Genomic DNA, 17692 nt, shown 5'->3' on the forward strand with positions numbered 1-17692 from the left:
CCTTGTAGGTATATTGGTCGTTTAGCCTTAGGTTCAATACCTACAAGGTTAAACCCGGATTCAGCATTAGACATTATTACGCAGAGTTACACGAAGAATTCGCGAAGAATCACAAAGTTTTTTAACCTCCATTCAAAGAATTAGATTTCCCTTTGCGTGTCTTTGCGTGTCTTTGCGCATCTTCGTGAAATATTTCCTATTGCGGAATCTCGGTTAAAAAAAACCTTGCAGAAAATGGTGCAAATCAATCTTTGTCAAAGTTCAAAACTTTGACAAAGATTACTGAGACTGAATACTAAAAAACTGAATACTGAACACTTTTTTTAAATAACCCCCATCTTCTTCATCAAAAAAGTAGCGCTTTTGTTTTTACAAATACCGTTACGAAGTGTGTAATCAAAATGCAGTTCATCGTTGCTGATTTCGACTTCAAAGCATTTGTTGGTTAGAATATTTGGATAATCATTGGTGGTCAAACAAACTTCAATATCATGTGTAGCAATGGCACCAATGGCTTTTTTGGAAATTACTTTTTTGACCACTTCAATCGTTCCATTTCGTTTATCATCCGAGTTGGTTCCTCTTAAAATTTCATCCAAAAGCACAAAGGCAGGATTTGCTTCCAATTCGTTCATAATTTGCTTTAAGCGCTTGATTTCGGCAAAGAAATAGGATTCACTATCGGACAAGGAATCGGATAATCGCATAGAAACCAAAACAGGTAGCGGATGTACATTGGCCTGACTAGCGCATACGGGAGCTCCCATCCCCGAAAGCACCATATTGATTCCTAAACTACGCAAAAAAGTACTTTTGCCCGACATATTCGAACCTGTCAAGATCATAAACGATTGTGGATGAAACTGCACCTCATTCCCTACTCTAGTTGCTGGATTCAGCAAAGGATGACTTAAGTTAGAAAAATCAATTTTGAAATTAGTGTTTAAAGTTGGATACACAAACTCCGGATTATTAAAAGAGAAATTCGCCAAACTATCAAGCATTTCAAACTCGCCAATTACTTCTAACCATTCTTCTAGAACAATAGTATGCTGTTTTTTCCAAGCGATCAGCGATTTTAGAACGTGAAAGTTAAAAAGGAAGGTTCCATTGAGTACTATACCTGTCACAAAATTTCCGATCGTATCCATATTGGAGAATAAGCCCGATAATTTCTTAAGATGTACACTTGCTTTCTGATTTTGAAAATTCAGTTTTTGTTGTAAATCAACTAATTTATCAGAATGAAAAGTTTCGTTTTCAATTTTCTGAACCAATAAACTATATTGTCCAACGATAACATCAATATTTTCGGCGTTGGCAATTTCTATTGTTATTCTTTTATAAAATCTGCCTAAAAAAGACATATTCAACACAAAGAAAAAGGTTAAATAGGTTAAAAAAACAGGATTGGAGGTCAAAATATAACCCAACAAATTACTAAAAAAACCTATTGGAAAAAGGAAAGACAAAGCAACACTAACTTTTGATAAAGGTGTACTTTCAAATCGACTCCATTGTAGTAAAGACGAATAAACCGATTGATTATCCTGCCCTATTTTGGCAAGAGCCAAAAACTCCTGACGCCAATTTAATTTTTCTTTTAATTCCTGCACTGCCAGATGATTCTTTAGAATTTCATCATTGTGTAAAAGGGTTAAAAGCTTTTTGGCCAAAGTTTTTTTTCCTATGAAAGTGGCGGTTCTGTTTAGGTTTTGGAACAACGAATGATCTCCAAAAATATCAAGATGATAAGCATAAGGATGATAAAAATCATTGAATTCGGAACCATTTTCAAAAGGGATTGATTTTCTTTCTAAATAATTAACTTCATTGTTGTTGATTTCTACCAATGCCGTTTTAATTTTCTTTTGAAAAGAAAGTTTCGAGTGGATTCGCATCAAAAAAAGAAAACTAGCAAAGAGTATAATTGCTGCCATGACAAATACTGATTCACTAGTTTTTATGTAATAAAATAAACTTCCTAAAAAAAGCAAAATACTAATAAACCTCAGAAAACTAATGCTATTGTATTTTGTATTTATTGATTTTAACTCCTCTGAATAATTTTGACTATAACTTTTGTATATTTCCATGCTTGTTTTAATGATATACAAATGTAGGGAAAGCCAATGGCAATATCAATTGCAATGGCAAAATAACAAATTAATTGAATTCTATTCTTCGTGCATTGCCAAAACAGGAATGGTTGATATATTCGAGAATTTTTGAGTCAAACTTGGTTTAAATAGCTCGGAGAAGAAATTACGTTTATGGGTAATCATTGCCAAAGTATCTATGTTTTTGTGGGAAATAAAATCTAAAATTGTTTCTTTTACAAGATCACTTTTTACAATTGAAAACTGAACAGGTTCTTTTTCGAATTCTATTTTCCATTGAGCAACAGTATCATCTTTAACATCTGATTTACTAGTTTTTACATACAAACATTTTACAACCGCATGCGTTTTTTTTGCCATTTTGATTACTTGCTTTAAAGCTGCTTTGTCTTTATCTCTGAATCTGGTTGTAAAGCCAATCGTTTCAATTTTTGAGTATTTTGCTTCGATAGGTACACATAAAACAGGAACATCGACAGCAGTTACCACAGCACCGGTATTTGAACCTATAAAAAAAGATTCCCAACCTGTAGCACCGGAGGTTCCCATAACCACATAATCTATTCTTTCGTCTATGACTGCTTGTTTGATAGCATAAATTAGGTCACCATCAACAAGTTTATGGCTTAATTTTATATGATCTAGATGATGGGCAATGGCCATTTCTCGGAGTTTTGGAATTTCTTCCTTAAACATATCAAATTGTGCCAATTGTAAGGAATCAAAAATAGTATAATAATTATCTGGAATAAATTGATTGTCTACTATTGGCAAATCAAAAGTGTGCAACAATAAAACTTCTCCGTTTACAATTTTAGCAAAATGCAATGCATGGATAAAAGCATTATTGGCAACTTCGGAAAAATCGGTGGGAAATAAAATCTTTTTCATTACTAAGGTATTTAAATTTTTAATTGATGAAAATATATTTTTATGATTTTGAACCGATAAAAAACAAGGTTCTTATTTTGTTTTATGCAATAAACATCTTGTTCATCGGTTTTGCGTGAGGGATAGAAGCAAGCTACCGAAGTAGCGCGTATAGCCCGACAGCGTTGAGCAAAGGGGCTGTATGAGCGGCACTACGAGTAAGCCCCTTTGCTTAACGGGGTCACGCCCAACTAGTTGAAATAGAATTTATTTATTGAATAGACAAAATAGGTATGTTGCTGTGAAAAGCTAATTTTTTGGAAAGGCTGACGTTGAATAATTTTTCAAAAAAACCTCGATGGCGTACATGAATGGCTAGCATGTTTATTTTATCTTTTTCTATAAACTTCAAAATTTCTCCTTCTACATCATTACTTATTACGGAATGAAAATTAATATTTTGATCTTTGAAAACATTTTTAAAATCAAGTATTAGATCATCTTTGTATACTTTGTGAGGCGCTTTTATGTTAAGACAATCGATATGCGAATGCAAAAACTTAGCTAAATCAGCTACTTTTTGTAATGCCTCTATGTCTTTAATTTCATATTTGGTAGTAAAAAGAATTTTTTGAATGGGTGCATATTGACATTTTTCAGGTATGGCCAAAACTATGGCTTTGGCATCATTCATTACTTTGGTTGTTTGTGTTCCTAAAAATATTTCACTCATGTGTTTTGCGCCTTTGGTCCCCATTACAATGAAATCAATATTTTCTTTTTTTGAGATTTTGACTACTTCATCTATTAACACCCCTTGTATAAGCACATTACTCCACTTTATATGTCCTAAATTATTTTCATCGGCTATTTTTCGAAGTAAAGGCACCTCATCTTTGTAATTTTCGAAATTACTCAGTTGTTCATAATCATATATTTCCTTCAAGTACATTGACATATCCAAATATACCGGTGAATCCACTTGATAAACATGCAGTGTAATAATCTCAGCATTTATAGCATCAGCAAGCTTTAATGCGTATATAAAAGCATTATTTGAGGTTACGGAAAAATCTGTTGGAAACAATATTTTTTTCATATCTATCTTTAATTTATTGTGTACCACTATTTCATTTAAAGTTACGAAACTTCTTAAAATAAAGTATGAAAAAAATCAATTTGATTTAAAATTTAATATAACATCTGTCTTTTGTCAAAAAGCAGGTTTTAGAGTGCTCTATTTTGCCTATCACAGATTACAAAAAGTCAAAAAGTTCTAAGTTTTGCGTACTTTTGCATAAATTTTCAGTTATGATTCAAAACGATTCTATAGTAGCTTTGGCCACCCCATCAGGAGCTGGTGCCATTGCCGTAATTCGAATTTCTGGCGAAGACGCCATAGCTATAGGACATTCGGTTTTTCGATCGATTAAGAGCAAGGATTTAAGGCTACAAAAAACCCATACATTGCATTTGGGTCATATTGTAGATGATACCAAAACGCTGGATGAAGTGTTGGTTTCGATTTTTAAAGGGCCTAATTCCTATACTGGTGAAAATACTATTGAGATTTCATGCCATGGATCTACTTATATTCAGCAACAAATTATTCAGTTATTGCTACGAAAAGGGTGCAGAATGGCTAATGCTGGTGAATTTACCTTGAGAGCTTTCTTGAACGGTAAACTCGATTTATCGCAAGCCGAAGCCGTTGCCGATTTGATTTCGTCAGACAACGAAGCGTCGCACCAAATTGCTATGCAGCAAATGCGTGGGGGATTTTCTAACGAGATTGCCAAACTCCGTGAGGAACTGTTGAATTTTGCCTCGCTGATTGAACTTGAATTGGACTTTGCCGAAGAAGATGTAGAATTTGCCGATAGAACCCAATTTCATGAATTGCTAAACCGAATTGAGTTTGTACTGAAAAGATTGATTGATTCATTTGCTGTTGGGAACGTGATTAAAAATGGAATTCCTGTGGCGATTGTAGGCGAACCCAATGTAGGTAAATCTACACTACTGAATGCTTTACTGAATGAAGAACGCGCCATTGTTTCTGAAATTGCGGGGACTACGCGTGATACTATTGAAGACGAATTGGTAATTGGCGGTATTGGATTTCGATTTATTGATACAGCGGGTATTCGTGAAACGGTTGATGTGGTAGAAAGCATTGGAATTAAAAAAACTTTTGAAAAAATTGAACAGGCGCAAGTTGTGGTTTTTCTTTTTGACAGTTCCGAGTTTAAAGTTTCGGGATTAAAGTTGAAAGTAGAATTGGAGAAAATTAAGAATCAGTTTCCGTTGAAACCGCTTGTGATTATTGGGAACAAAGCTGATAAATTAAGTGAAACTGAAATTCAAAATATAAAAACCGAGATTCCAGAAATTCTATTGATCTCAGCCAAAGAAAAACTAGGTGTTGAAGATCTTAAAAATCAGTTGCTTTCTTTTGTTAATACTGGCGCTTTGCGCAATAACGAAACTATTGTTACCAATACACGTCATTACGATTCTTTACTCAAAGCCTTAGAGGAAATCCAAAAAGTAAAATTTGGTCTAGAAACCAATCTTTCTAGTGACCTTATGGCACTTGATATTAAAGAAGCACTATACCAATTTGGAATGATTACCGGTCAGGTTACGAATGATGAATTACTGGGGAATATTTTTGCGAATTTCTGTATCGGAAAGTAAAAAGCATACCCATACAATTGATCAAATCAAGCGCCGATATTTCTGCAACACAAAATTTTTCTTTACTACGACACAATCATAAAACCAAATGACCATAAACGATTTAGTAGGCGAATATGCAATCGAAGGCAGCAATCAAGAGCATAGCGACATAATTGCTTACAAAGGCAAATTGAGTTTGTCCCTTGATGAAAACAACCGAATTATTGCCCAATGGGTGATCAACAAAGACCAAGTACAAAACGGAAACGGATTTTTCAAGGACGGTATTTTGGTGATTCATTTCAACTACCGTGGCGAAGACGATCGTATTTACAAAGGTATTGCTGTCTACAAATGCATCAACAAAGATATACTAGATGGTTTTTGGTCCGAGAAACATGGAAACCCCCTCTATTTAGGCAACGAACGCTGTTTAAGAATGACCTCTCATGAAATTTTGAATTAATCTTGGCATAATAATAAGGCTGTCCGGGCAGGCTATCCGCTACAAGTCCGCAGTCATCAATCCATAAAACATAAACCCAAAAGGAGCTTCCGTTGGTCGCTCTTTTGGGTTTTGTTTTAATAGGATTTCTGCCTTTACGGGCTTTTCGCTGCTATCCTTGACAGTATATCGGATTTCAAGAACTATTCGTTACTCAAAACAACCATTATTGACAAAATATCTTCCCCGTCAACCAATTTCAGATACAACAGGAGTTTAGTAATTTTTTTTTAAGAACGCGGTTTAGACAAACCTCTATCGTACAAAATGATACTTCCAGCCACAGCCACATTTAGACTTTTTTCCGATTTGAATTTCACCAAGTAATGGCATTTATCCATTGCTTTCTTGGATAATCCATGGTCTTCGGCTCCCAATAAATACACACAACGCCTTGGATGTTCAAAGGTCTCTAAATCCGACGCATTTTCATCCAATTCAACACCAACCAATCGCGCTCCTTTTGGTAAGTTGTCAAAAAAAGCTTCAAAGGTATCGTAATGAAAATACGGAATTGCTTTTACGGCATCATGGGTATCGCAAGCCTGCTTGGCATAGCGATTGCCAATGGTAAATATAAAACTGGCGCCTAAGTTTTGGGCAGAACGCCACAAAACACCCAAATTTTCGGGCGTTTTACCGTTTTGTATCCCTATCCCAAAGTATTCATTTATAAAGTTATCATTCATAAAGGCAAAAGTACAAACTGTACGTACATAAATCAATTTTATTCTTGAGATGAAAGGAAGAGCTGGTATCGGTAGGGCTTTTGGGGATTGGTATTAAAAAAGAACTCTGAAGTTAAGAGACTACAGAGAGTTTCATTTAATAAGTTTTATATAATTCCCAAAAACCACCTTTATTGCTTATTTTCTTATCCACAACATTTTTTATACTTTTTGCCACTTCCACAAGGACATGGATCGTTTCTATTCACTTTTACAGAACTTACTGGTAACTGAATGACTTTTGGTTCATTTTTAAGCGAATGATAATAATTATCGTCTTTATTTTCAACAGTATCAGACTCTTCACAAAAATCTGCTTCGGAATAGATTACACTTAATATTTTTATCGAATATTCAAGAGTTACAATTTCATCTTGATTATGGTTTTTTTTAAAATTTTCAAAATCCCCTTCTAAACTATAATCAACATATTCTAAATCATATAAAGCTTCAATAAGTGGATATAAACTTTTCAATTTGACATCACCAATATCCCCTATCATCAGTCCTATAAATGTGGGATCTATTACATTGTCTTCCCCTTTAGCATTTATGAAAAAAGTTAGTATTTCTTTATATACCTTTTCTATTTCATTAGTTCTACGATTTTCAAGGATTGCAATTTGTGTTAAAGCTTGAGATACAGCAGACTTTGCAAAAGTATATACTCCTGGTTTCATCAAAAACTCTTTTAACAAATCTACTTGGCCTTTCCCAAGAAAATACACACATTGCCAAATTTCCTCTGTTAAAAAATCGCCAATATAAAATTCTAAAAATTCTTCATCATATTGTAAAAAATTCAAAACTGGCATTAAACTCTCTGTCGCTTTTAATTCCATCAAAAGAAACATCGCATGTAACGCAAACGAATGTGTGAAAACGGACCAGTCCTTATCTAAAAAATAGGGATAGCGCTCTATACCATCTTGTAAAACCATTTCTAAATCTTGAATAACAGTTTCTCTAGGTAGTGCTAAAATTTTATCAAGTACTGGTTTTGCATTCTTGAAACCTAATTGATACAGTTCATAAATCTCTTGATGGTTAAAAACTGGGGGATTAACTCTATCGGTTACAGGAGGCTCATTTTCTATTAATTCTGAAAAATCATCGCCAAAATCATCAAAACCTAAATAAAATTTCAAACTTTCTAGATGTTCTTCAAGTTCTTCGATACGAGGATTGTCTTCGTCTATTGATTTGTAAAATGACAATCTATTTTCGGCTAAAGGCAAATCTCTTTTTGCTATGGCATATAGAAACGTTGAATAATAATAAGCTTGTACTTCCGAAAAATGAAATTCTGAACGATTAGGAAACATTCCTTTTAAATCTAAATTTTCACCCAAATATTCCAAAGCACTATCAGGTTCTCCTTTGTGTATATAATGATTTGCTGCATTAAGTCGGGCATGTAAATAATCCGGAAATTCTTTTAATAGCTGACTGTTTATTTCCAATGATTTGGCAAAATCACCAAGTTTGTTGTAAGCCACAGACATAAAATTCTTTAACTGCGGTAAATTGGGGTTTTCTTTCGACAGTTTTTCTAATTTTCGAATCAAAACTTTATCAATTTTCCCATGTACCCGTATCGTTAATTCTCTCAATAATTTAGTTTGTGCGGGTGTTACGTCATATAGACGACTAATAAAATCATTGTCGAACGATATTTTTAACTCGGTGTGAATGGTGTCGCTATTCATTATTACAATTCTATTTATTTATTCGTATCCTTGATTTTATACTACATTCCTTTTTATTTTTCAAAAAAACAATCCTCACTCCAATTTTTAGGATTATTTATGATGTAGTTTTTTATTCTATTGTATTCCATTTCATCTCTAATGATATGGTCATGAAATCGCTCCTGCCAATTAGAAACTCCTTTGGTATCTCGCATTTCATTAATTCTTCTAGACGAAAATGTTTTTAATGCACGTATAAATTCAAATATACCGTGAATTTTTTTTTCTTTATTTTCTGAAATATCGGTGGAATCATTGGCGGAATCATTTGCGGGATCATTGGCGGAATCATTTGCGGAATCATTTGCGGGATCATTTGCGGGATCATTTGCGGGATCATTAGAAGTACAGACGGGTTTGAAACCCGTCTCTACGGGGAAAATCGAATTGGAATTATCCACCCCAACAATACAATGAATATGATTGGGCATTATTTGAAATTCATCCAATATAATATTGCTATAATGATTGGGCAAATCATACCAACAATCGGAAACAATTTTACCATATTCGTTCAATTTCATTTCGCCATCGTTTACGTATCCAAATAAATGCGCTCGATTTTTGGTACAAATTGTTATAAAATAATTCCCCTCATTCTTGTAATCCCACCATTTTGCTCTAGCGGTATCAATGCGGTATTTACCTTTAAATTTTTGCATATTCTATTATTCAATTTATTGCTATTTCAAATATATTTACAAAATTATCATTTTTACAATTTTCAGAATTATTTCACCCGATCCTATTTATTTTTGCCCAAACACAATCATTTTCCCAATTTTCAGAATTATTATGATAATTTCACAAATGAGATAATCTAGATATAGGATCATCGGCAGACGGAATTCATACAGACGGAATTCATACAGACGGGTTTCATACAGACGGAATTCGTACAGACGGAATTCATACAGACGGAATTCGTACAGACGGAATTCGTACAGACGGAATTCGTACAGACGGAATTCGTACAGACGGAATTCGTACAGACGGGTTTCAAACCCGTCTCTACAAATTTACGCCATCATCCCCTTAACAAAAACTTCTACAAACTCCTTCATTTTTGCAATGATACGATCGCCAATTGTTCTGGCTTGCAGAATACTTGGTCTGTTGTCTAGGCATTGGAAAACCTCATCTTTTATAGGTTCTCTGCCACTATAGATGTAGGCATCAATTAAGGCTTTGAATTGGGCTTTGTCCAGGTGTTCGTCTTCGCAAAGTTTGCCTAGTGCCAATACTTTTTGGTCTTGCCAGTATTTTTCAAATTCATCTTCAATGGAATCACCGTCTTTGATGTGGGGCATATTCTCATCGATAAACTTCTGAATCAGCTCTCGCTTGCTTCTTAACTGAATATCACCGCCCAATAAATCAATTATTGCTTTCTTTTGTGCGGCAACTGCCGATGGTGTTTTTGCTCCTTTCAATTGTGCTAACAATTTCAGGATATAGGCCACGTTGATTTGGTCACGATGGATTAACTCCAATTCAAAATCAATGTCATCAAGAATCGAAGTCTTTTGTTTTTCGTTGTCCCGTTTTACTTTTTCGTATAAGTCTAAATACTTGCTTTTGTAATCTTCAAATTCCTGCTCGTCAATTCCTAAATCCTCCCAATCAAAATCGGTGTAGGATTGCAAAACGTTCATGGCTCGCATCAATTTTCTGAAAGCTTGTACAAATTGAGCTTCCGCTTCTTCACTTTCCAAATCATTTACGCTTTGATACGTTGGTGTAATTTCTCGTAGGAGTTTCAAAGCTTCGTCAAACTTCGCTGCTATTTTTTCATAATCGGGCATGGTAACGACTTCAATCGCCTCTTTATTTGAAAACAAAGTAATCGCATCGTCAGTAGCTTTTTTTAGGTTTCTGAAGGACAGAATGTTTCCTTGTGACTTCTGCTCTCCAAGGATTCGATTGGTTCTCGAAAATGCTTGTATCAAACCGTGTTGCTTCAAGTTTTTATCAACATAAAGCGTATTTACTTTTTTGGCATCAAAACCCGTAAGCATCATATTCACAACGATTACAATGTCCAAACGGTCTTTCTCATTGTCAAAATTCTCCTTCTCACGGTCTTTTAATCTTCTGCTGATATTTTGAAAATATTTTTGAAAAGAATCACTGTCTTTTGTAGAATAGCTCGTGCCATACATTGTATTATAATCTCCAATATATCTTTCTAATTTATCTCGGGTATGCTTTCCCTGATAACTGGTTTGTGGTTCTGCCAAAACATCAAAATCGACTTCATCTTCGGGAAGGAAATCCTGTGCTTGGTCTGAATCTTCATTGGTACCATAGGTAAAAATAGTGGCAATGCGCAAATCATGTTCTCCAGCTTCTTTCTTTTTTTGGAACAAGTCGTAATACTGAATCACATTATTGATACTGCTTACCGCCAAAAGGGCTGAATAATCTCTATCAAAGGTTTTTTGATTGTGATAGGCAATGATATAATCAACGATTTTGTTGATTCGCTTTTCCGAATCCAAAACCTCTTGCTTGTCTATATCTTCGACTTCTATGTCGATAAAAGAATTGCTCTTGTTTTTGTATTTCCCCACATATTCAATCCCAAAGCGCAATACGTTTTCATCCTGAATGGCATCCGTAATCACGTATTTGTGCAAGCAATTACCAAACAAATCTTTGGTGGTGCGTTTTCCTAAATCATTCTTGGAAGCGTTTTCGGCAAATATGGGCGTTCCTGTAAAACCGATTAACTGACTTTTGTCAAAGAATTTGGTAATCCTATCGTGGGTTTCTCCAAACTGGGAACGGTGGCATTCATCAAAAATAAAAACGATTTTCTTATGGCGCAACGACTCTATTTTACCAGCAAAACGTTCTGAAACGGCATTGTTTAATTTCTGAATCGTAGTCAGAACCAACTTGGTCGTATCTGTTAATTGCCTAACCAAGGATTGTGTATTATCCGTAACATCAACACTATCTTTTTTGAACGCATTGAATTCATTCATGGTCTGGAAATCCAAATCTTTACGGTCCACAACAAAAACGACTTTGTACACCTCAGGTAATTCCATTACGATTTGACTTGCCTTGAACGAAGTTAAAGTTTTACCCGAACCTGTGGTGTGCCAAATGTAGGCGTTCTCGTTAGAGTTTTTGATTTGATGAATTATCGCTTCTGTTGCAAAATATTGATACGGTCGCAACACCATCATCACTTTATGGGTTTCGTTTATCACGATATAATGAGACACCATTTTGCCCAAATGTTCCGGGTTCAGAAATGCAGCTGCGAACTCGGGCAACTCGGTTATGTTTTTATTATTGGTATCTGCCCAAAAGAACGTTTGTTTGACCGATTGCAGTTTGTTGTTTGCCAAATATTTGGTATTTACACCATTACTGATTACAAACAGTTGCACGTATTGAAACAAACCGTGATTGCTCCAAAAAGAATGCAATTGGTAGCGATTAATTTGGTTAAACGCTTCTTTAATTTCTAAGCCTGAACGTTTGAGTTCTATTTGTACCAATGGCAAACCATTGACCAAAAGCGTTACATCAAAACGGTTCTTGTAGCTTCCTTCCAGACTGATTTGATTGGTAACTTGAAATAAATTCTTGCTATTGTCTTCCACATTGAAAAAACGAACATAAAACGAAGTGCCATCTTCCTTGGTCAATTGAAAACGGTCTCGTAGCGTTTTGGCTTTTTCAAAAACATTGCCTTTGGCTAGATGATTGACGATAGCATCAAACTCTTTGGCTGTAAAAGTGGTTTCGTTAAAAGCTTCTAATTGACTTTGTAGATTGGAAACCAAAGCATCGCCATCGGGAATGGTTACAGACGCATAGCCTAAACCCCGCAATTGCTTGATTAAGTTGTTTTCTAATATTGCTTCGGATTGATGGCTCATTTTAGTTGTGAAATTTATCTTCTTTCCATTTGGAAGGGTTGTTTTCTATATAGGTTTGTATTCTTTCGAATGCTTTTGAATCTCTAATAATATGATCGTGAAATCGCGAAAGCCATTCAAAATCAGCATGAATTTTACGCATTTCAAAACTGCATCTTCCTTTATACCACCGAATGATGCGTGATATATTTTCATTTAGCATCGGATTTTTATCGCCTGCAAATCCTCCTATTTTATTTTCATTTTGCGCATGTACAGACGCGATTAATCGCGTCTCTGTATTATCATCATTAGACGCGATTAATCGCGTCTGTACGGCATCATCATCATCATTATTAGACGCGATAAATCGCTTCTCTACGGTATCTGATGGCAATTTCATTTTATTGATTATTAATATCCCATGCATATGATTGGGCATAATCACAAAATTACCCAATTCAATATCGGGAAATTGATTTGGAATATTTTCCCAATTGCGATGGGCAATTTTTCCTAATTCATTCAATTGCATTTCGCATTTTGAATCATTATCATGTACAGACGCGATTAATCGCGTCTCTACGGATGGGGCGGATACAACATCACCAAAATAACACACCATATTTTTGGTGCATATTGTGATGAAATACGCTCCATTTTCGCCATAATCCCAATTTTGCAATCGGGCGGATGGGATTCGATATTTATTCTGAAATTTTTTCATATTTCATTATTTTTATTCTACATGCTCCGGATAATGTACAGACGCGATTTATCGCGTCTCTACGTTGCATTACACACACTACACACATAGACGCGATGAATCGCGTCTCTACGTTGCATCACACACACATAGACGCGATGAATCGCGTCTCTACCGTTGCATCACACACACATAGACGCGATGAATCGCGTCTCTACCGTTGCATTACACAAACATTTGCTGCAACAACCCTTTTTTGAATAATTGCGTTTTTACTATTTCCCCATTCACGTTTTCTATTTTTGTATCAATACTCGATAAAAAATTGGCGATTTTTTGTTGTTCTTCTGCAGAAGGAACAGAAATAGAAAACTTAGAAAAATCTGTTTTATTTATTATGGGTAATGTTGTATTTGCCTGAGTTGTTTTGATATAAGGAGTTAAATATAACAACCAATAATATACATATTCAAAATTATTATCTTCATCTACTACTAAAGAATTTATTTGTTGATTAGTAATACTTGGAAATTTAGAAATACACATTTTACCTATTGAAGCAATGCAAGTATATATAATGCTATTTCTTGGTAAAATTTTAATTTTATCATTATTTGCTACATAACGTTCTGTACTTGTCTGATATTTAATACCATCTTTTATATCTGTAGGCGTTATAAATTGAATATCTCCATTCCACAAATTAGAATCTGTTGTACTTGGCGTTTTTCCTGTTACAATTTTACCAACATCCCCCAATTTTTTCTCCTCCCAATCCGGATAATCCTCCCCATTCTCATCTTTAAACCGTAATTTTCCAGAGAACAATCGTTGCATTACTCCTTTTTTGTATTGTTCTAACAATTCCTTTTTGCGGGAAAGTTGCTGTATTTTTTCATCGACCGCACTTAAAAAAGAAGCTATTTTTTGTTGTTCTGGGAGGGTGGGAAGAAAATATTTAAAATTAGAAAAATCAGTTTTATTTATTTGTGGGACTGCCTGAACACCTGCAAGTAATTTTATTTTAGTTCCATTTTTATCTAATAATTCATAGATAAAATCATTTTCATATTCCTTATTAGCATTTAGTGCATTTATTTGTTGATTCGTCAAACACTCTTCCGATGCTTGAGCAATTTTACCAATAGTTGAACCTATACAAACAAACAAAACACTTCCTTTTACTATTTTACGACCTTTACTAAAGCCGCTCTCTGTAAGTGTCGTTTTAGTATTAAAAACATATCTATTTCCTTGTATATCGGCAGGTGAAACAAATAGTTTTTCTCCATTATAATATTCTTCTATTAAAGTACTTGGAGTGCTTCCTGTAGTTATTTTGGCAATTTCACCTAATCGTTTTTGTTTCCATTCACCCTCAAATCCAGAAAATCGCAATTGAGGTATATTGTTTTGATTGCTCATCATTAAAACGGTGTTTCAATTCCTAATTCCGTACAAAAACCTTCAATTGTTGCATCCGTTGTTTTACCAAGGTCTGCCAATTCCCGTAATTCGGTGGTTATGGCATTTAAATCTATGGCATCTTCTTCTTCAAACGTATCTACATAACGAGGAATATTCAAGTTGTAATCGTTTTCGGCAATGCTGGTAGAGACGCGATTAATCGCGTCTAATAATGATGATGATGACGTAGAGACGCGATTAATCGCGTCTGTACGGATGATAGGGGCAATATGCGAATATTTATCTTCTTCGGTTCTGTTTTCGTAAGTGCTAATTATTTTATCTATATCCTCGGTACGCAACACGTTTTGGGTTTTCACCTTTTCAAAATGCTGGCTGGCATCTATGAACAAAATGTTTTCGGCATCGGCACGCTTTTTCTTCAAAACCAAAATACAGGTTGGTATGCTGGTTCCGTAAAAAATATTGGCGGGCAAACCAATTACGGCATCGAGGTAATTTTTCTCTTTTATCAAATATTCGCGTATATGTCCTTCGGCACCGCCACGAAACAAAACGCCGTGAGGGAGCACGATAGCCATGGTTCCGTTATCGGCAAGCTGGTGCACCATGTGTTGCACAAAGGCAAAATCGGCTTTGGAGCTTGGGGCGAGTTTTCCATAGGCAGAGAAACGCTCGTCGTTCATGTGCAAAGGGCTGGCACTCCAATTGGCAGAAAAAGGAGGATTGGCAACAATGGCTTCAAAACGCATATCATAATGTTGTGGCCGTTCCAGCGTATCTTCGTTTTTTATATCAAATCGCTTGTAATGCACATCGTGCATAATCATGTTCATGCGGCATAAGTTGTACGTCGTAGGATTCATTTCCTGTCCGTAAAAAGCACTTACGTCTTTTACTTCTTTGGCTACACGCAACAATAACGAACCGGAACCGCAAGTAGGGTCATAAACGCTCTTGAGTTTGTCTTTGCCCACCGTTACCAGTTGTGCCAAAATGCTACTGACTTGTTGTGGCGTATAGAATTCGCCCGCTTTTTTGCCTGCGCCACTTGCAAACTGTCCAATTAGATATTCGTAAGCATCGCCAAGTACATCACTGTCGGTATTTTCTAAATCAAAATCAATTTCATCCAGATGCACGAGGACTTTTACAATGAGTTCGTTTTTGTCGGCTTCGGATTTTCCAAGTTTGTGGGAAGTCAAATCGAGGTCAGAAAACAGGTTTCCAAAATCTTCTTCACTTTCAGAACCCATCGTGCTTTGCTCAATGTGCGTGAGTACTTTGGCTAAATCACCCAGAATAAAATTGTTTTTTCCGCCTGCGTTGCCTCTTCGTGCCAATTCCGAAAACAATTCGGATGGGAGCAAAAAGTAACCTAATTTATCTAAAGCCAATTGTTTAATTTCTTCCAGCAAAGCCGCTTCATCTGTATGTCCTTCGACTTCCTGAAAAGTCAAACCGTCTGGTTTTAGGATGGTGTTGGCATACAAGTCCATTTTGGTGCTCAGGTACTTGTAGAAAATAAAACCTAATATGTAATCACGGAAATCATCGGCATCCATTTTCCCACGTAGGGTGTTGGCGATATTCCAAAGTTGTTGTTCTAATTTTTGTTTTTGTTCGGCTGCCATTATAGGGTATTATCTATTTTTATAACCGCTAAGGTATTGAAATTTATACGATACTTTTTGAGGAAAACCGTAAATAAGGTCAATTTTAATTATTTTAAGTGATTATGAATTCTACAAGATAAATACTTACACTTTCAAATTGTTCAACTTCTAGTTAAATTGTAATTAGAGATATTCAAAAAGTAATTATATCAAGTCTAACAATTCGCATTCAATTATAAATCAAATTTATTTATTGTTTATCATAAGCTATAACTGCATAAATCATTATAATTCTTACAATTGAAAAAAAAGTAAATTACGCAACAAACGTATGAGACAAGAACCTATTTATTAATTTAACCTTAAGACTCAAAAAATAACTTCAATGTTCTTTTTAATTAATTATATTTGCGCCGTTTTAAAACTATTCAAATTCAATCTAAAAGTAATTGCAATTCAATGGTTTTAATTACAAAATCAGTTCCTATTATTAAAACCAAATTCATTTTTTGGACAACTTTAACCGCTTTTATATTCCCCAAATGAATTCATTTAAAACTGTTTTATACCTACTTCTATTATCCTTTTTTGGAAATACCATTTTTGCACAACAAGCGGATCAATCCGAAATCACGCAAAACCAATCTCTCGAAGTTCTTGCCCAAAATACAATTGAAGATTCCATTTCTCAAAATGCAATTAAAAAAGACACGCTCAACTATACTCTAATCAACAGTATAGACACATTAAAAACGGCGCAACCTTTAAATGTCTACCCACCTGCAACTAGAGATTATACAAGATTAAGTTATAATACTTCAATGTATGTAGGTGCTACAATTATTGCATTTGGTGTTTTGTATTCTATGCCGGAAAGTGTAACCAATTGGGACAAAAAGGATATGAAAAAAAACGGGATTTTCAACAAATGGAAACAAAATGTAAAAGCAGGTCCAGTTTGGGATAACGATGATTGGGTACTAAATTACATTACACATCCATATTCTGGAGGCGTTTATTATATGACCGCCAGAAGCAGTGGTTTCAATATTTTTGAGTCCTTTTTATATTCGGCTTTTATGTCTACTTTTTTCTGGGAATATGGTATCGAGGCGTTTGCTGAAATTCCATCTAAACAAGATTTAATAGTTACACCAGTGATAGGTTCTATTATAGGGGAAGGTTTTTTCTATGTCAAAAAAAGCATCGTAAAACATGATAAAAAAATACTGAATTCAAAATTTTTAGGATACACATCGCTATTATTAATTGACCCGTTCAATACTATATTAGATGGTTTTGGTTATAAAGACCAACGTACAACCCAACTAAACATTGCTCCAGTAGGTTTTGATAATGGAAGCAATAAAGCCATTTGGGGACTTAATTTCAATATGCAATTTTAATT

General features: G+C 34.9%; 13 protein-coding genes. 3 read left to right on the forward strand and 10 right to left on the reverse strand.

Features of this window, described 5'->3' with window-relative positions; genetic code table 11:
* Window positions 1-323: 323 nt before the first annotated feature.
* The 3 genes from OZP06_RS17245 to OZP06_RS17255 all read right to left on the reverse strand — a co-directional run bounded on the left by OZP06_RS17245 (window position 324) and on the right by OZP06_RS17255 (window position 4089).
* A complete protein-coding gene (locus tag OZP06_RS17245; protein WP_281324022.1) occupies window positions 324-2096 on the reverse strand; it encodes a DNA mismatch repair protein in 1773 nt (590 codons plus the stop codon).
* Window positions 2097-2177: 81 nt separating this feature from the next.
* Window positions 2178-3011 (reverse strand): universal stress protein, encoded by an 834-nt coding sequence (locus OZP06_RS17250; protein ID WP_269222957.1) that lies wholly within the window; start codon window positions 3009-3011, stop codon window positions 2178-2180.
* Window positions 3012-3261: 250 nt separating this feature from the next.
* Window positions 3262-4089, reverse strand: a complete 828-nt coding sequence (locus tag OZP06_RS17255; protein WP_269222958.1) for a universal stress protein — start codon at window positions 4087-4089, stop codon at window positions 3262-3264.
* A gap of 212 nt (window positions 4090-4301) precedes the next feature.
* Here OZP06_RS17255 and mnmE point away from each other — a divergent pair, with 212 nt between their 5' ends.
* Together mnmE and OZP06_RS17265 are read left to right on the forward strand one after the other, a co-directional pair.
* A complete protein-coding gene (gene mnmE / locus OZP06_RS17260) occupies window positions 4302-5690 on the forward strand; it encodes a tRNA uridine-5-carboxymethylaminomethyl(34) synthesis GTPase MnmE (protein WP_269222959.1) in 1389 nt (462 codons plus the stop codon).
* Between the two features lie 88 nt (window positions 5691-5778).
* The gene (locus OZP06_RS17265) at window positions 5779-6138 is read left to right on the forward strand and encodes a hypothetical protein (RefSeq protein ID WP_281324023.1); all 360 of its coding nucleotides are present in this window, start codon (window positions 5779-5781) and stop codon (window positions 6136-6138) included.
* A 269-nt stretch (window positions 6139-6407) separates the two neighbouring features.
* Here OZP06_RS17265 and OZP06_RS17270 read toward each other — a convergent pair whose 3' ends face one another.
* The 7 genes from OZP06_RS17270 to OZP06_RS17300 all read right to left on the reverse strand — a co-directional run bounded on the left by OZP06_RS17270 (window position 6408) and on the right by OZP06_RS17300 (window position 16302).
* Window positions 6408-6866, reverse strand: coding sequence for an RNA methyltransferase (locus tag OZP06_RS17270; RefSeq protein ID WP_281324024.1), 459 nt, complete (start codon window positions 6864-6866; stop codon window positions 6408-6410).
* 185 nt (window positions 6867-7051) lie between these two features.
* Entirely contained in the window at window positions 7052-8614 is a 1563-nt protein-coding gene (locus OZP06_RS17275; protein ID WP_281324025.1) for a DUF1186 domain-containing protein, read from the reverse strand.
* Window positions 8615-8667: 53 nt separating this feature from the next.
* Window positions 8668-9318 (reverse strand): transposase, encoded by a 651-nt coding sequence (locus OZP06_RS17280; RefSeq protein WP_281324026.1) that lies wholly within the window; start codon window positions 9316-9318, stop codon window positions 8668-8670.
* 357 nt (window positions 9319-9675) lie between these two features.
* On the reverse strand, window positions 9676-12555 hold the full coding sequence (locus OZP06_RS17285) for a type I restriction endonuclease subunit R (protein WP_281324027.1): 2880 nt from the start codon (window positions 12553-12555) through the stop codon (window positions 9676-9678).
* Between the two features lies 1 nt (window position 12556).
* On the reverse strand, window positions 12557-13261 hold the full coding sequence (locus OZP06_RS17290; RefSeq protein ID WP_269222963.1) for a transposase: 705 nt from the start codon (window positions 13259-13261) through the stop codon (window positions 12557-12559).
* Window positions 13262-13465: 204 nt separating this feature from the next.
* Complete coding sequence (locus OZP06_RS17295; RefSeq protein ID WP_269222964.1) at window positions 13466-14668, reverse strand: restriction endonuclease subunit S; 1203 nt, start codon at window positions 14666-14668, stop codon at window positions 13466-13468.
* The gene (locus tag OZP06_RS17300; RefSeq protein WP_269222965.1) at window positions 14668-16302 is read right to left on the reverse strand and encodes a type I restriction-modification system subunit M; all 1635 of its coding nucleotides are present in this window, start codon (window positions 16300-16302) and stop codon (window positions 14668-14670) included. Before OZP06_RS17300 ends, OZP06_RS17295 begins: the two co-directional genes overlap by 1 nt.
* 524 nt (window positions 16303-16826) lie before the next feature.
* Between OZP06_RS17300 and OZP06_RS17305 the strand changes: the two genes are divergently transcribed.
* On the forward strand, window positions 16827-17690 hold the full coding sequence (locus tag OZP06_RS17305) for a DUF3943 domain-containing protein (protein WP_281324028.1): 864 nt from the start codon (window positions 16827-16829) through the stop codon (window positions 17688-17690).
* Window positions 17691-17692 lie beyond the last annotated feature (2 nt).

The organism is Flavobacterium sp. IMCC34518, from assembly GCF_027111095.2.
GTDB classification, from domain to species: Bacteria; Bacteroidota; Bacteroidia; order Flavobacteriales; family Flavobacteriaceae; genus Flavobacterium; species Flavobacterium praedii.

Bases quoted from the DNA above. Each gene is read 5' to 3' on its own strand.
- OZP06_RS17290 (WP_269222963.1), bottom strand. From the start codon at position 13,261: ATGAAAAAATTTCAGAATAAATATCGAATCCCATCCGCCCGATTGCAA.
- mnmE (WP_269222959.1), top strand. From the start codon at position 4,302: ATGATTCAAAACGATTCTATAGTAGCTTTGGCCACCCCATCAGGAGCT.
- OZP06_RS17245 (WP_281324022.1), bottom strand. From the start codon at position 2,096: ATGGAAATATACAAAAGTTATAGTCAAAATTATTCAGAGGAGTTAAAA.
- OZP06_RS17300 (WP_269222965.1), bottom strand. From the start codon at position 16,302: ATGGCAGCCGAACAAAAACAAAAATTAGAACAACAACTTTGGAATATC.
- OZP06_RS17250 (WP_269222957.1), bottom strand. From the start codon at position 3,011: ATGAAAAAGATTTTATTTCCCACCGATTTTTCCGAAGTTGCCAATAAT.
- OZP06_RS17280 (WP_281324026.1), bottom strand. From the start codon at position 9,318: ATGCAAAAATTTAAAGGTAAATACCGCATTGATACCGCTAGAGCAAAA.
- OZP06_RS17270 (WP_281324024.1), bottom strand. From the start codon at position 6,866: ATGAATGATAACTTTATAAATGAATACTTTGGGATAGGGATACAAAAC.
- OZP06_RS17285 (WP_281324027.1), bottom strand. From the start codon at position 12,555: ATGAGCCATCAATCCGAAGCAATATTAGAAAACAACTTAATCAAGCAA.
- OZP06_RS17305 (WP_281324028.1), top strand. From the start codon at position 16,827: ATGAATTCATTTAAAACTGTTTTATACCTACTTCTATTATCCTTTTTT.
- OZP06_RS17275 (WP_281324025.1), bottom strand. From the start codon at position 8,614: ATGAATAGCGACACCATTCACACCGAGTTAAAAATATCGTTCGACAAT.
- OZP06_RS17295 (WP_269222964.1), bottom strand. From the start codon at position 14,668: ATGATGAGCAATCAAAACAATATACCTCAATTGCGATTTTCTGGATTT.
- OZP06_RS17255 (WP_269222958.1), bottom strand. From the start codon at position 4,089: ATGAAAAAAATATTGTTTCCAACAGATTTTTCCGTAACCTCAAATAAT.
- OZP06_RS17265 (WP_281324023.1), top strand. From the start codon at position 5,779: ATGACCATAAACGATTTAGTAGGCGAATATGCAATCGAAGGCAGCAAT.